Annotated in this window: 11 protein-coding genes; 9 read left to right on the top strand and 2 right to left on the bottom strand. The window is 58.9% G+C overall.

Annotated features, from left to right (window positions below; genetic code table 11):
• Positions 1 to 155: 155 nt before the first annotated feature.
• The 7 genes from FY152_00360 to FY152_00390 all read left to right on the top strand — a co-directional run bounded on the left by FY152_00360 (position 156) and on the right by FY152_00390 (position 7,501).
• Complete coding sequence (locus FY152_00360; GenBank protein UXS30614.1) at positions 156 to 1,478, top strand: alpha/beta hydrolase; 1,323 nt, start codon at positions 156 to 158, stop codon at positions 1,476 to 1,478.
• Positions 1,479 to 1,604: 126 nt separating this feature from the next.
• A complete protein-coding gene (locus FY152_00365) occupies positions 1,605 to 2,642 on the top strand; it encodes a proline racemase family protein (GenBank protein UXS30615.1) in 1,038 nt (345 codons plus the stop codon).
• Positions 2,643 to 2,755: 113 nt separating this feature from the next.
• A complete protein-coding gene (pyrC, locus tag FY152_00370; GenBank protein UXS30616.1) occupies positions 2,756 to 3,793 on the top strand; it encodes a dihydroorotase in 1,038 nt (345 codons plus the stop codon).
• 167 nt (positions 3,794 to 3,960) lie between these two features.
• The gene (locus FY152_00375; protein ID UXS30617.1) at positions 3,961 to 4,659 is read left to right on the top strand and encodes an orotate phosphoribosyltransferase; all 699 of its coding nucleotides are present in this window, start codon (positions 3,961 to 3,963) and stop codon (positions 4,657 to 4,659) included.
• 100 nt (positions 4,660 to 4,759) lie between these two features.
• The gene (locus FY152_00380) at positions 4,760 to 5,686 is read left to right on the top strand and encodes a carbohydrate kinase (GenBank protein ID UXS30618.1); all 927 of its coding nucleotides are present in this window, start codon (positions 4,760 to 4,762) and stop codon (positions 5,684 to 5,686) included.
• Between the two features lie 124 nt (positions 5,687 to 5,810).
• Positions 5,811 to 6,776 carry an acetylxylan esterase gene (locus FY152_00385; GenBank protein ID UXS30619.1) on the top strand — a complete coding sequence of 322 codons (966 nt, stop codon included), beginning with the start codon at positions 5,811 to 5,813 and terminating at the stop codon, positions 6,774 to 6,776.
• Positions 6,773 to 7,501, top strand: a complete 729-nt coding sequence (locus tag FY152_00390) for an esterase family protein (GenBank protein UXS30620.1) — start codon at positions 6,773 to 6,775, stop codon at positions 7,499 to 7,501. Before FY152_00385 ends, FY152_00390 begins: the two co-directional genes overlap by 4 nt.
• 61 nt (positions 7,502 to 7,562) lie before the next feature.
• Here the strand turns inward: FY152_00390 and pgi are convergent, their stop codons facing one another.
• Positions 7,563 to 9,188: a glucose-6-phosphate isomerase gene (gene pgi / locus FY152_00395; GenBank protein UXS30621.1), complete on the bottom strand. Its 1,626-nt coding sequence runs from the start codon at positions 9,186 to 9,188 to the stop codon at positions 7,563 to 7,565.
• A gap of 142 nt (positions 9,189 to 9,330) precedes the next feature.
• Entirely contained in the window at positions 9,331 to 11,043 is a 1,713-nt protein-coding gene (locus FY152_00400) for a long-chain fatty acid--CoA ligase (protein UXS30622.1), read from the bottom strand.
• Between the two features lie 355 nt (positions 11,044 to 11,398).
• On the opposite strand from FY152_00400, the gene FY152_00405 reads away from it, so the two are divergent.
• Together FY152_00405 and FY152_00410 are read left to right on the top strand one after the other, a co-directional pair.
• Positions 11,399 to 12,448: an ABC transporter ATP-binding protein gene (locus FY152_00405; GenBank protein UXS30623.1), complete on the top strand. Its 1,050-nt coding sequence runs from the start codon at positions 11,399 to 11,401 to the stop codon at positions 12,446 to 12,448.
• A gap of 155 nt (positions 12,449 to 12,603) precedes the next feature.
• A complete protein-coding gene (locus tag FY152_00410; GenBank protein ID UXS30624.1) occupies positions 12,604 to 13,620 on the top strand; it encodes an extracellular solute-binding protein in 1,017 nt (338 codons plus the stop codon).
• Positions 13,621 to 13,707 lie beyond the last annotated feature (87 nt).

The following is a 13,707-nucleotide window of genomic DNA, read 5'->3' on the forward strand; positions in this document are numbered from 1 at the left end:
TCAATCGTCCGGCAATTGGGTCCGTTTGGACACACCGGGTGGGGAAAGTGTCGCCGCTTTGCTTAGGCTGCTGGCGCGGCAGTTCCGCCTCCGGTAGAAAATCCTCTCCAACCGGCTGCTATTCGGCTGCTTCTGGGTTGTAGGAGAGTGATGTGATGCCCATTCGCTTCGTGGCCGTAATCGCCATTGTCGCCCTGCTTGCCGGGTGCGGCGGGCGTCCGATCGGTGTCATGACGCCGACCGGGCAGACCGTGGCGGGGACAACGCCTGTCAATCTGCTGGTTGCCACAACGCGTGCGCCATCGGAAAACGCCGCCGTGCTTTTCGGCGGTGAACGCGGAACGGGCTTGAAGGTCGATGCCGTCACCATTTCCATTCCACCCAATGCCAACCGCAAGGTCGGGCAGGTGCAATGGCCGAAAAAGCTGCCGCCGAACCCGTTGAAGGATTTCACCACGGTGGCGGTGGAGCCAATTCGCTCCGAAGCGGAGACACGAAGCTGGATCAGCAAACACATCCAGAAGGATCGCCGGGTGCTGGTTTTCGTGCACGGTTTCAATAATCGTTACGAAGAATCCGTCTATCGCTTCGCCCAGATCGTCCATGATTCCGGCACGGATGTCGTCCCGGTGGTCTTCACCTGGCCATCGCGGGCGAGCATTTTCGACTATAATTACGACAAGGAAAGCACCAACTACTCCCGTGATGCGCTGGAAGAGATGCTGACGCGTCTCGCCAAGGACAAGTCCATCGGTGAGGTCACCGTCATGGCCCACTCCATGGGCACTTGGCTTGCGGTGGAGGCGCTGCGCCAGATGGCCATCCGCAATGGCCGCGTCGACCCGAAGATCAGCAACGTCATTCTGGCCGCACCCGATCTCGATGTCGACGTGTTCAGCCGGCAATTCACGAGCCTCGGCAAGACGCCGCCGAAATTTACCCTGTTCGTCTCTCAGGATGACCGCGCGCTGAGCCTGTCGCGCCGTATCTCCGGCAATGTTGACCGGCTGGGCCAGATCGACCCATCGGTCGAGCCCTATCGCAGCCAGCTTGAAAAAGCCGGGATTACCGTTCTGGATTTGACCAAGCTGCAATCCGGCGACCGCCTGAACCATGGCAAATTTGCCGAAAGCCCTGAAGTTGTCCGCCTGATCGGCGACCGCCTTATCGCCGGTCAGACGGTGACGGATTCCGATGTCGGTCTGGGTGAGGCACTGGGTGCCGTCAGCATCGGCGCTGCGCAAACCGTCGGAACGGCGGCGAGCGTTGTGGTCAGCGCGCCGATTGCGGTGTTCGATCCGCGCACGCGTGAAAATTACGGCAGGCAGGTGGAACGGCTCGGCCGCTCCGTGGAAAACACCGTCGGATCGGTGGGCGATACGGCCGGTTCCGTAGTGGACGATCAGGCTATTCAGTCGTCGAGAGTGAATTGCGAGGCGGTCGCCAACCGAAATCGGGCGGAATGCCGTAGCCGCTAGATCGTGATTAAAGGGGCGACTTCGAACTTTCCGCGTTTTCGAGGCCGCACCCTCGCAGATTTGTATACAGCTTGTATTTTTATCTGTATGGTCGGGTCAACAACCCAACTTCCGGAGTAGACCCCCATGCGTTGGAAACGCACCCTCCAGCTTCTCGATGTTCATTGCGAAGGCGAAATCGGCCGTGTCGTCACCGGCGGCGCGCCGAAAATTCCCGGCAACACGGTGGCCGAACAGCTTCACTGGATGAATACCGATCCGCAGGGTGAGACACTTCGCCGCTTCCTGACGCTGGAGCCGCGCGGCACGCCGATGGGATCGGTCAATCTTCTCCTGCCCCCGAAGCACCCGGATGCGCACGCCGCTTTCGTCATTCTCCAGCCGGATCAGGCGCATGCCAGCTCCGGTTCCAATTCCATCTGCGCGACGACGGCGCTGCTGGAAAGCGGCATGGTGGAAATGCAGGAGCCAGAAACCGTCATCATCCTCGAAACGGCCGCCGGTCTGGTCAAGGCCACGGCCACCTGCCGCGATGGCCGTTGCGAAAAGGTCAAACTGACCATGGTGCCGTCCTTCGTGCATGAGCTGGATGTCAGCATCGACACGCCCGAATGGGGCAGGGTGACGATGGATATTTCCTATGGCGGGATCTTTTATGCGCTCGTCGATGTCCGCCAGATTGGCCTGACGATCGAAAAGGCCAATGCGGCCAAACTGGTCTCGGCGGGCATGATCCTGAAGGATCTGGTCAACCGTGAAATGACCGTCGTTCATCCGGAAATTCCGGCCATTTCCGGTGTCGCCTATGTCATGTTCCGCGATGTGGATGCAGATGGCTCCATCCGCACCTGCACCACCATGTGGCCGGGTCGGGCGGATCGTTCGCCCTGCGGAACCGGCAATTCCGCCAATCTCGCTACGCTTTATGCGCGCGGCAAGGTGAAGGTGGGAGACGAGTATAAATCCCGCTCGATCATCGGTTCGGAATTCGATGTCGGCCTTTCCGCCGTCACCGAAGTGGCGGGCCGCCCGGCCGTCATTCCCACCATTGCCGGGCGCGGTTTCACCTTCGGGCTGCATCAGGTGGGTCTCGATCCCTTTGATCCGCTGGCCGATGGTTTCGCCATGACCGATGTCTGGGGGCCGGAAGCGGGCAACATCTGAGGTACGCTCTAAAAAAATGACATTTACAGCCGCCGCATGAACTTTGGCGGCTGTTTTCCCGCGGCAAAAGATGCTAAGCGGGCGCCAATTCCGTCATGCTCCGAGGTATCCCGATGAAGTCGCTCACCCTGCGCCGCCCTGATGACTGGCACCTGCACCTGCGTGATGGGGCAATGCTGGAAGGGGTGATCGGGGATACGAGTCGCCATTTCGCCCGTGCCATCATCATGCCGAACCTGGTGCCGCCGGTCGTCACCACGGCCGATGCCCGCGCCTATCGCGAACGCATCGTCAAGGCAATTCCGGCGGGTGATCGTTTCGAGCCGCTGATGACCCTCTATCTGACCGAGGACACGCAGGCCGACGATGTGGAAGAGGGCAAAAAAAGCGGTCTCATCACTGCCGTAAAGCTCTACCCGGCCGGTGCGACCACCAATTCCCACGGCGGTGTGCGCGATTTCAACAAGGCCATGCCGGTTCTGGAGCGCATGGCGAAGATCGGCCTGCCGCTTTGCGTGCATGGTGAGGTGACGACGCCGGAAGTCGATATTTTCGACCGTGAGAAGGTGTTCATCGATACGGTTCTGGAGCCTCTGCGCCAGCGCCTGCCGGAACTCAAGGTGACGATGGAGCATATCACCACCCGCGACGGCGTGGACTATATCAAGTCGTCCAAGGCCAACATCGCCGGCTCCATCACCACCCACCATCTCATCATCAACCGCAACGCCATTCTCGTTGGCGGTATCAAGCCACATTATTATTGCCTGCCCGTCGCCAAGCGCGAGGAGCACCGGCTGGCGCTGCGGGCTGCCGCGACTTCGGGCGATGCACGTTTCTTCCTCGGCACGGATTCCGCCCCGCATGTCGATCCCGCCAAGGAATGCGCCTGCGGCTGCGCCGGTATCTATACCTCCATCAACACCATGAGCTGCCTTGCCCATGTCTTCGAGGACGAAAATGCCCTCGACAAACTGGAAGCCTTCGCCTCGCTGAATGGTCCCGCCTGGTATGGTCTCGCGCCGAATGAAGAGACGATCACGCTGGTCAAGCGCGAGGAAGCGGTGGCCTTTCCTGAAAAAATCGAGACGGGCGCCGGGCCGGTGACCGTGTTCGATCCGATGTTCCCGCTCCATTGGGATGTGAGCTGATTTTTTAGTAACCGCCGGCACTGCCGGCGGTTTTGTTATGGTCCCCAGGCATTTGCCTTTCGATGCCGCCTGCGGATGCCTGCAATGCTGAACCGAGACGTTGTGCTTTCCGAAAACCGGTCCGGGTTTTCGGAGCGATAAACTAAGGCCGAAAAAGGAGAACGCCTATGAACCATTTCACATTCACTGACCGCGCCGTCGTTGCGGAACTGGTTGCGAAGATGTTGTGGGAAATCAAGGCGGTCCACTTCAATTCCGAAAGCCCCTATACCTTCGCTTCGGGCATGAAGAGCCCGGTTTACATCGACATGCGCAAGCTCATCTCCTTCCCGCGCATCCGCTCGGCGGCGATGGATTTTGCGGCGGCGGCGGTGATGCGCGAGGCGGGTTTCGAAAAATTCGACTGTGTGGCGGGTGGTGAAACGGCCGGTATTCCTTTCGCGGCTTTCCTTGCCGAGCGCCTTGGCCTGCCGATGATCTATTGCCGCAAGAAGCCGAAAGGTCATGGCCGCAATGCCCAGATCGAAGGCCATATGCCGGAAGGCGCCCGCGTTCTCGTCATCGAGGATCTGACGACGGCCGGCGGCTCGATGTTCACCTTCATCGACGCCATCCGTGCGGCGGGCGGCATCGTGGATCACGGTATCGCGCTCTTCTATTACGGCATCTTCGAAGAGGCCGAAGCGCGCTTCGCCAATGGCAATGTCAAGCTGCATTACCTGACCACCTGGCGCGATGTTCTGGCCGTTGCCCGGGCTGAAAAACTGTTCGACGAAAAGACCCTCTCCGAGGTCGAAGCCTTCCTCGATAATCCGCTGCCATGGTCGGCAAAACGCGGTGGTGTCAGCGAATTGCCGCAATCTTAATTTCGGATGCGGCCAGCCCGGTTTTGCGGCTGGCCTTCCGATCGATCTTCGTCTAAATCGATTTAAGTCCATTTGATTTGCTGTTTTGAGGAGGACCGTAATGATCCTGTGTTGTGGTGAAGCCCTGATTGACATGCTGCCCCGGCAGACGACGTTGGGTGAGGCGGGTTTTGCCCCCTATGCAGGCGGAGCGGTTTTCAACACGGCGATTGCGCTGGGGCGTCTCGGCGTTCCCTCCGCTTTTTTCACCGGCCTTTCCGATGACATGATGGGCGATATCCTGCGTGAAACCCTGCGCGCCAGCAATGTCGACTTCAGCTATTGCGCCACCCTTTCGCGGCCGACCACCATCGCCTTCGTGAAGCTGGTGGATGGCCATGCAACCTATGCCTTCTATGACGAAAACACCGCCGGCCGAATGATAACCGAGGCGGAGCTTCCGGCACTGGGCGCCGATTGCGAGGCGCTGCATTTCGGCGCGATCAGCCTTATCCCGGAGCCTTGCGGCAGCACCTATGAAGCCCTGATGACGCGCGAGCATGAAAGCCGCGTCATCTCGCTCGATCCGAATATTCGCCCCGGCTTCATCAAGGACAAGCAGTCCCACATGGCCCGCATCCGTCGCATGGCGGCCATGTCGGATATCGTGAAATTCTCGGATGAAGACCTTGCCTGGTTCGGGCTGGAAGGCGATGAGGACACGCTTGCCCGCCACTGGCTGCACCATGGTGCGAAACTCGTCGTTGTCACCCGTGGCGCCAAGGGCGCGGTGGGGTATAGCGCCAATCTCAAGGTTGAAGTGGCTTCCGAGCGGGTGGAAGTGGTCGACACTGTCGGCGCGGGTGATACCTTCGATGCCGGCATTCTCGCCTCGCTGAAAATGCAGGGCCTTCTGACCAAGGCGCAGGTTGCCTCGCTGACGGAAGACCAGATCAGGAAGGCTCTGGCGCTGGGCGCGAAAGCGGCCGCTGTCACCGTTTCGCGGGCAGGCGCGAATCCGCCCTTTGCGCATGAAATCGGTTTGTGATGGGCGCGGTTGAACCATTTTGAAAAGGTGGTTCAACACTCTTCCCGGCTTTAGAACCGTAAAAAACCGTTATTTCGATATTATGAAGCTTGTGTCCGCTGTTTTTTCACGAAACAAGCATCGCATGAACGTTCCCAAGTCCCATCCTTTTGATTTCGACCCGACCTATGGCATGCAGCGCGAACAGCTGCTGGCCATCACCCCGCCCGAAGCGCCGCCGGGCTTCGATGATTTCTGGAAAAAGCGCTATCGCCGCGCGCTCGCCACGGATCCCCGGCCGGTGCTGCGCAAGAGCAGGCTCAGTGACCCCCGCTGGCATGTCCTCGATATGACCTACACCTCCACCGGCGGTTTTCGCATCGGCGGGTGGCTGCTTTTGCCGCGCGAAGGGCAGGTGCGTCGCGGCCTCGTAGTCGGCCATGGTTATGGTGGACGAGGGGAGCCCGATTTCGACGTGCCGGTGGAAGAAACGGCCGTGCTGTTTCCCTGTTTTCGCGGGCTGTCGCTGAGCGCCTGTCCGCCGATTTCGTCCGACCCGGCGCTGCATGTTCTCTATAATATCGACAGGAAAGATGATTACATCATCGGCGGCTGCGTCGACGATCTGTGGGTTGCCGTTTCCACGCTCATAAGCCTCTATCCGTGGCTGGAAGGGCAGGTGGGTTATAGCGGCATCAGTTTCGGCGGCGGTATCGGTGCCCTGGCCATCCCTTTCGACGAGCGTATAGATCGCGGCCATCTGGTGGTGCCGACATTCGGACACCGGCCGTTCTGGCTGACGCTGCCCACCGTAGGCAGCGCGGATGCGGTTCAGACCTACCAGAAGACCCATGCCAACCTGCTTGAGACGCTGCGCCTGTTCGACGCCGCCTGTGCCACCACCCGCATAAAAGTGCCGATGCTGGTCGCACCCGCACTTTTCGACCCGGCGGTCGCGCCGCCCTGCCAGTTCGCGGTGGCCAATGCGCTGCCAAAATCAAAATTTAATGAAATATTCATCCTCGACGCCGGGCATTTCGATTACCCTGACAGCGCATCGCAAGATGCGGTCCATAAGGACAAGGTCAGACGGTTTTTCAAGGTGCCATGAAACGCGAATATCTCCGTTGGTATAGTCAAAGGCTCCATCGCGACATGGAGCTGCTAATATTCGGACATTCCGGCGCCAAGGTGCTGATGTTTCCCACCCGCGACGGGCGTTTCTTCGAATATGAGGAACTTGGTCTTGTCGGCAGTCTCGCCGACAAGCTGGAGGCGGGCCACCTTCAGCTCTATTGCATAGAGGGGTTGGCGAGAGAGACCTTCTACGCGGCCGGGCATCATCCCGCCGATCGTATTCGCCGCCATGCCGCCTTCGAAGACTATATTCTGAACGAAGTGCTGCCGCTGATGGCCGAGAAAAACCCGAATAGCGATACGATCGTGCAGGGTTGCAGTCTGGGTGCGTTTCAGGCCGCCAGCCTCGTCTTCCGCCACCCGCATCTTTTTCGCAAGCTCGTCGCCTTTTCCGGCCGTTATGATCTGACGATGAAGGTGGAATCCTTCGGCGATCTGTTCGATGGTTATTACGACGATGATGTCTATTTCCACATGCCGAGCCATTTCCTGCCGGGCCTAGACTGCCCATGGCGACTCGATAGCCTGCGCCGCATCGACATGGTTTTCACCATCGGCGATGCCGATCCGTTTCTGGACAACAACCATCATCTGAGCCGGGTTCTGTCGGACAAGCAGGTGGGGCACCAGATGCATGTCTGGGATGGCCGCGCCCACCGGGCGGGCGCGTGGCGCAAGATGGCGGCGCTTTATATTTGAGCCACCACAATAAAAAAGCCGGAGGTGTCTCCGGCTTTTTAGATAACGGTCGTAACGCCCCTCAGCCCGCCAGTCCCGACAGCGCCTTCACCAGACCCTGGGTGGAGCTGTCATGGCCGGCCGCACTCTCCTTGCCTTCCACGACGGGAAGCAGGCCGGTTGCCAGTTCCTTGCCAAGCTCCACGCCCCACTGGTCGAAGGAGTTGATGCGGAACAGCACGCCTTCGACGAAAACGCGATGCTCGTAAAGCGCGATCAGGCGGCCAAGCGCGAACGGCGTCAGCTTGTCGTAGACGAAGGTGATGGAGGGGCGGTTACCGGTGAAGACGCGATGCGGCGCGATGAAATCGGCGAGTTTGTCTTCCATGCCCTTGGAGGTGAGCTGTGCTTTCGCTTCGGCGAGCGTGCGGCCCTTCATCAGCGCTTCCGATTGCGCCAGGCAATTGGCGATGAGAAGCTGGTGCTGATGGCGCAGTTCGGGCTCGAAACCGTTGGCCGCGATCATGAATTCGGCCGGAATGACGCTCGTGCCCTGGTGGATGAGCTGGTAGAAGGCGTGCTGGCCATTGGTGCCGGGCTCGCCCCAGACGACCGGGCCGGACTGGCCTTCGACGGGCGTGCCGTCGATGGTCACACCCTTGCCGTTCGACTCCATGTCGAGCTGCTGCAGATAAGCCGGGAAACGCGACAGCCGCTGATCATAGGGCAGGATCGCGCGCGTCGGATAATTCAACACGTTGCGGTTATAAAAACCGATGAGGCCGAGCAGCATCGGCAGATTTTCGCGGATCGGCGCTTCGCGGAAGTGCTTGTCCATGGCATGCGCACCATCCAGGAACTTGCCGAAATTATCCGGCCCGATGGCGATCATCAGCGGCAGGCCGATGGCCGACCAGATCGAATAACGTCCGCCAACCCAGTCCCAGAAACCGAAGATGCGGTCGCTTTCGATACCGAATGCGGCGACCTTGTCCAGCGCGGTCGAAACGGCGGCGAAATGGTGCTTGACGGCGCCTTCACCCAGCTTTTCGGCGATGAAGCGGCGCGCGGTGGCGGCATTCGTCATGGTTTCGATGGTGGTGAAGGTCTTCGACGCGACGATGAACAGCGAGGTTTCAGGGTCGACGAGCTTCAGCGTGTCGGCGATATGAGCGCCATCGATGTTCGAGACGAAATGCGCGCGCGGGCCGTCATGGAAAGGCGCGAGCGCCAGCGTCGCCATCACGGGACCGAGATCGGAACCGCCAATGCCGATATTGATGACGTCGGTAATCTTCTTGCCGGTCGCACCCTTCAGCGAACCGGAACGGATCGCATCGGCAAACTTGCCCATGGCGGCGAGAACGGCGTTTACGTCAGGCATCACGTCCTTGCCGTCAACGAGAACCGGCGTGTTGGAACGGTTGCGCAGCGCGGTATGCAGCACGGCGCGGTCCTCGGTGAAGTTGATGGCCTTGCCGGAGAACATCTCCTCGCGCTTGGCCTCGACGCCGCCCTCGCGGGCCAGCGTCTCAAGAAGCGTCACGATCTCCTCATTCACCGCGCATTTGGAATAGTCCATCAGCAGGTCATCGAATTTCGCGCTGAAACGGCTGAATCGTTGGTCGTCGGCCGCAAACGCGGCGCGAAGATCGGTTGCGGCTGTGCTGCTCGCCGTTGCTTTCAGTTTTTCGATGGTGGCCTGCATCTTGTGCTCCTCGGCTTCCGTGGAAGGATGAGGAAACTATTCTTTTTCAGGCGGCCAAATCAAGGCGACTTTGATAAAAGAAAAGGGCCGCGATAAAAGAAAAGAGCCGGTTTCCCGGCTCTCGTCATTGGCTTCAAAGCGCTCAGTTCAGATTGCGCAATTCGCGTCGCAAAATCTTGCCGACATTGGATTTCGGCAGTTCGGTACGGAACTCGATGATTTTCGGCCGCTTGTAATTTGTCAGGTTCTTGGCGCAGAAGGCCTTAAGTTCCGCTTCCGTCAGCGACTGGTCCTTCTTGACGACGAAAAGCTTGACGGTTTCGCCGGAATGTTCGTCGGGAACGCCGATGGCGGCGCATTCCAGCACGCCCGGGTGGCTGGCGGCCACTTCCTCGACCTCGTTCGGATAGACGTTGAAACCGGAAACGAGGATCATATCCTTCTTGCGGTCGACGATCTTGGTATAACCGCGATCGTCCATGAACCCCATGTCGCCGGAGCGGAAGAAACCGTCTGCCGTCATGGCTTTGGCGGTTTCATCCGGCCTCTGCCAGTAGCCGGCCATGACCTGCGGTCCGCGAATGCAGATCTCGCCGACTTCACCGGTAGGCAGGCTGTTGCCCTCTTCGTCGCGAATGTCGATTTCCGTCGAGGAGATCGGCAAGCCGATGGTGCCGCTGAATTCCTTGGCGTCGAGGCGGTTGACGGTGGCGACGGGCGAGGTTTCGGAAAGACCGTAACCTTCCGCAATCGGGCAACCGACCATGGAGAGCCAGCGTTCGGCGACCGGCCTTTGCACCGCCATGCCGCCGCCAAGCACGAGGATCAGCGAGGACAGGTCGAGCTTGCGGAAATCCTCATTGTTCATCAGCGCATTGAACAGCGTGTTGATGCCCGGGAAAATATGCGGCCGATAATGCGACAGTTCCTTGACGAAGCCCGGTATATCGCGCGGATTGGCGATCAGCAGATTGTGGCCGCCCAGCGCAATGCCCATCAGCGAATTGACCGTCAGCGCGAAGATATGGCAGAGCGGCAGCGCGCATATGAAATTGAGAACCTCCGGGCGGTCCTTGCGGCCGCTGAAGGCGGCGTCCAGCCAGAGGCTGATCTGCGCCTTGTTGGCCAGCAGATTGGCATGGGTAAGGATTGCGCCTTTGGAAATGCCCGTGGTTCCGCCGGTATATTGCAGGAAGGCGATATCCTGGGCGTTAAGGCTGGCGGGCTTCAGCGGAAGCTCCTGCCCTTCCTTCAGCACGGCCTTGAAACTGATGGAACCGGGGATGGCATAGGCAGGTACGAGCTTCTTCACCTTGCGCACCACAAGGTTGACGATATGCCCCTTGAGGCCGAGCAGATCGCCCATAGCCGCAACAACCACGTGCCGGACGGCGGTTTTCGGCACCGCCTGCTGCACCACATGTGCGAAGTTCTCCAGCACGAAAAGCGCCTTTGCGCCGGAATCTTTCAGCTGGTGTTCCAGTTCGCGCGGCGTATAGAGCGGATTGACGTTTACCACGATCATGCCGGCCCGCAGGATTCCATAAACTGCAACCGGATTTTGCAGGATATTCGGCATCATCACGGCAACCCGGTCGCCTTTTTCCAGCCCTCTGGATTGCAGCCAGGCGGCAATGGCGCGGGTTTCGATATCCAGTTCCCGATAGGTCAGCGACTTTCCCATGCTGGAAAAAGCTTTGCGATCGGCAAATTGCACGCAGCTCTTTTCGAGAAGTTCGACAAGGGAGGAATAGGCGGATGCGGGGATCTCGGCAGGCACCCCCTGCGGATAGGATGACAGCCAGCGTTTCTGGACGCTGACATTTTCCGGTTGTCCCAGGGACAATTCACTCATGCTTCTCCTCCCAGAGTCTTCTGTGCGCCGCGCGTTCGACGGAACGCATTAAAGGCGCTTTAGCCTGTCTGATTGTCACGAGGCTCCCGCATTTTCCGGTGTAATGACCGGATGGAGGGAACCGCTATGCGTCACCGGATCGACCGCTCCTCCTGCTCCCCGGTAACGAATGATAAACGCGTAATCCCGTGACGTCCATCGTATTGGCAAAGCCTATTTAACTCTAACGTAAACGTCAATATTGCTGCCCAACATCTCGCGGCCTCGTGAAGGAAAACCGTATTTTGCCCGGCTTTTTGACTTTAATCCTGATTTGAGCGATCAACATAATTCGTAGAGCAGGGCAGGATTTGAAATGGCAGGCAGCGCAGCGCTTGAACTGAAATCGGTGGGCAAAAGATTCGGTGATACGGATGTCTTGTCCGATATCGATCTGTCCGTCGAACGCGGCGAAATTATTTGTCTGGTGGGACGGTCCGGCTGTGGAAAATCGACCTTGCTGCGCATCGTCGCGGGCGTGGAGACGCCGGACCATGGCAGTGTTTCCCTGAACGGTGCTCCCGTTGCCGGTTCGGGTGTCTTCGTTGAACCGGAAAAGCGCAATATCGGCTTTGTCTTTCAGGACTATGCACTTTTCCCGCATCTGACCGTCGAACAGAATGTGATGTTTGGTCTGAGGTCGCTGCCAAAGGCGGAAGCCCGTCGTCGCGCCGGGGAAATGATCGAACATGTTCACCTGCAGGAGCTTGCAAAGCGCTACCCGCATACGCTTTCGGGTGGTGAGCAGCAGCGTGTGGCACTTGCCCGCGCCCTTGCGCCGCAACCCGGCCTTTTGTTGATGGACGAGCCCTTTTCCAATCTGGACCGGGGGTTGCGAGACAATGTGCGCGAGGAAACGCTTGGGCTTCTGCGAGAACTGGGCACGACGGCGATCATGGTCACCCATGATCCGGAAGAGGCGCTTTCGGCAGGCGACCGTGTGGTGCTGATGCAGCGCGGGCGCATCGTGCAGAGCGGCACGGGCTATGAAATCCACGATAATCCCAAAACCCGCTACGCCGCCGATTTTTTCTGCGCCTTCAACAAGATCGAAGGGCATGTCAGGCAAGGCCGCGTTGAAACGCCGCTCGGGCCTCTGGGCGATGCATCCGATCTGCCGGACGGTCTTGCCGCCGTCGCCTATGTGCGCCCCAATGCGATTTCGATCATCGGGGACAGCACTGCGAATGAGGGGATTGCGGGTGAAATATCCAGTCGCGTTTTTCTCGGTGAGATCGAGCAGCTTGCAATAACCGTGCCCGGCTTGCCGGCAGACCTGCGCGTCAGAACGATGCAACGTATGCCGGCCAAGGCCAAGGCGGTGCGTTTCGGTATCGATCCCAAGGGTGTTTTGATATTTACTTGAGGTTGAATGAGCGGATTTGCATGTTTATTTTCGCTCAATTTTCAACTCTTGGTGATCAAATCGCGCCTGAAAAGGGCTAAATAAAACTTGATTTGCGGCATCAGGTATGATGTTTGCTCCCTCTATACTGCCGCTATCGGAGAGGGAGACGAAACATGATCAAATTTGCCAAACTTACCCTGCTTGCCAGCACCGTTGCTTTCGCAGCCGGTTCGCTCAGCGCTGCGGAACTCAACATCTACACCACCAGAGAGCCGGGCCTGATCCAGCCGTTGCTGGAATCCTTCACCGCCTCGAGCGGCGTCAAGGTCAATACCGTGTTTCTGAAGGACGGCCTTGCCGAGCGCGTTCTGAGCGAAGGCGCAAGCTCGCCTGCAGACGTTCTGATGACCGTGGATGCCGGCAATCTTGTCGATCTCGCCGAAAAGGGTGTTACCCAGGCGGTCGAATCCGAAACTCTCAGCAAGGCTATCCCGGCTGAACTGCGTGACGCCAAGGGCCATTGGTTCGCGCTCTCCATGCGCGCCCGCGTTCTTTATGCGGCAAAGGATGTCGATCTTGCCTCCTTCAACTATGAAGACCTGGCGGATGCAAAGTGGAAGGGCAAGGTCTGCATTCGTGCCGGCCAGCACCCCTATAATACGGCCCTCTTTGCCGACTACATCGCTCACTACGGCGCGGCCGACACCGAGAAGTGGCTTGCCGGCGTCAAGGAAAACCTGGCCCGCAAGGCAGGCGGCGGCGACCGTGACGTAGCCAAGGATATTCTCGGCGGCATTTGCGATATCGGCATCGCCAACTCCTATTATGTCGGCCTGATGCGCTCGGGCAAGGGCGGTGAGGAGCAGGTGAAGTGGGGCGACGCCATCAAGGTGGTTCTGCCGACCTTCAAGAATGGCGGCACGCAGGTCAATATCAGCGGCGCGGCCGTGGCTAAGAATGCTCCGAATAAGGCGGAAGCCGTCAAGCTTCTCGAATATCTCGTTTCGGACGAAGCCCAGAAGATCTATGCCGAAGCCAATTACGAATATCCGGTCAAGCAGGGTGCGGCTCTCAACGAGATCGTCGCCTCTTTCGGCGACCTGAAGATCGACAACAAGTCGCTGACGGAAATCGTATCGCATCGCAAGCAGGCGAGCGAGCTGGTCGACAAGGTCGGTTTCGACAAGTAAAGGCCCATGAGAGCATAGGGCCGAAAATCGTACGCGGTTTCCGGTCCAATGCTTAAACAAACAGATAGAGTGTCGGATATGTTCCGT

Origin of the sequence: Agrobacterium tumefaciens, from assembly GCA_025560025.1 — a bacterium.
Taxonomy (GTDB): domain Bacteria; phylum Pseudomonadota; class Alphaproteobacteria; order Rhizobiales; family Rhizobiaceae; genus Agrobacterium.

Coding starts and splice junctions, on each gene's coding strand:
- FY152_00405 (UXS30623.1), top strand. CDS start 11,399: ATGGCAGGCAGCGCAGCGCTTGAACTGAAATCGGTGGGCAAAAGATTC.
- FY152_00360 (UXS30614.1), top strand. CDS start 156: ATGCCCATTCGCTTCGTGGCCGTAATCGCCATTGTCGCCCTGCTTGCC.
- FY152_00375 (UXS30617.1), top strand. CDS start 3,961: ATGAACCATTTCACATTCACTGACCGCGCCGTCGTTGCGGAACTGGTT.
- FY152_00410 (UXS30624.1), top strand. CDS start 12,604: ATGATCAAATTTGCCAAACTTACCCTGCTTGCCAGCACCGTTGCTTTC.
- FY152_00380 (UXS30618.1), top strand. CDS start 4,760: ATGATCCTGTGTTGTGGTGAAGCCCTGATTGACATGCTGCCCCGGCAG.
- FY152_00385 (UXS30619.1), top strand. CDS start 5,811: ATGAACGTTCCCAAGTCCCATCCTTTTGATTTCGACCCGACCTATGGC.
- FY152_00400 (UXS30622.1), bottom strand. CDS start 11,043: ATGAGTGAATTGTCCCTGGGACAACCGGAAAATGTCAGCGTCCAGAAA.
- FY152_00365 (UXS30615.1), top strand. CDS start 1,605: ATGCGTTGGAAACGCACCCTCCAGCTTCTCGATGTTCATTGCGAAGGC.
- FY152_00390 (UXS30620.1), top strand. CDS start 6,773: ATGAAACGCGAATATCTCCGTTGGTATAGTCAAAGGCTCCATCGCGAC.
- pyrC (UXS30616.1), top strand. CDS start 2,756: ATGAAGTCGCTCACCCTGCGCCGCCCTGATGACTGGCACCTGCACCTG.
- pgi (UXS30621.1), bottom strand. CDS start 9,188: ATGCAGGCCACCATCGAAAAACTGAAAGCAACGGCGAGCAGCACAGCC.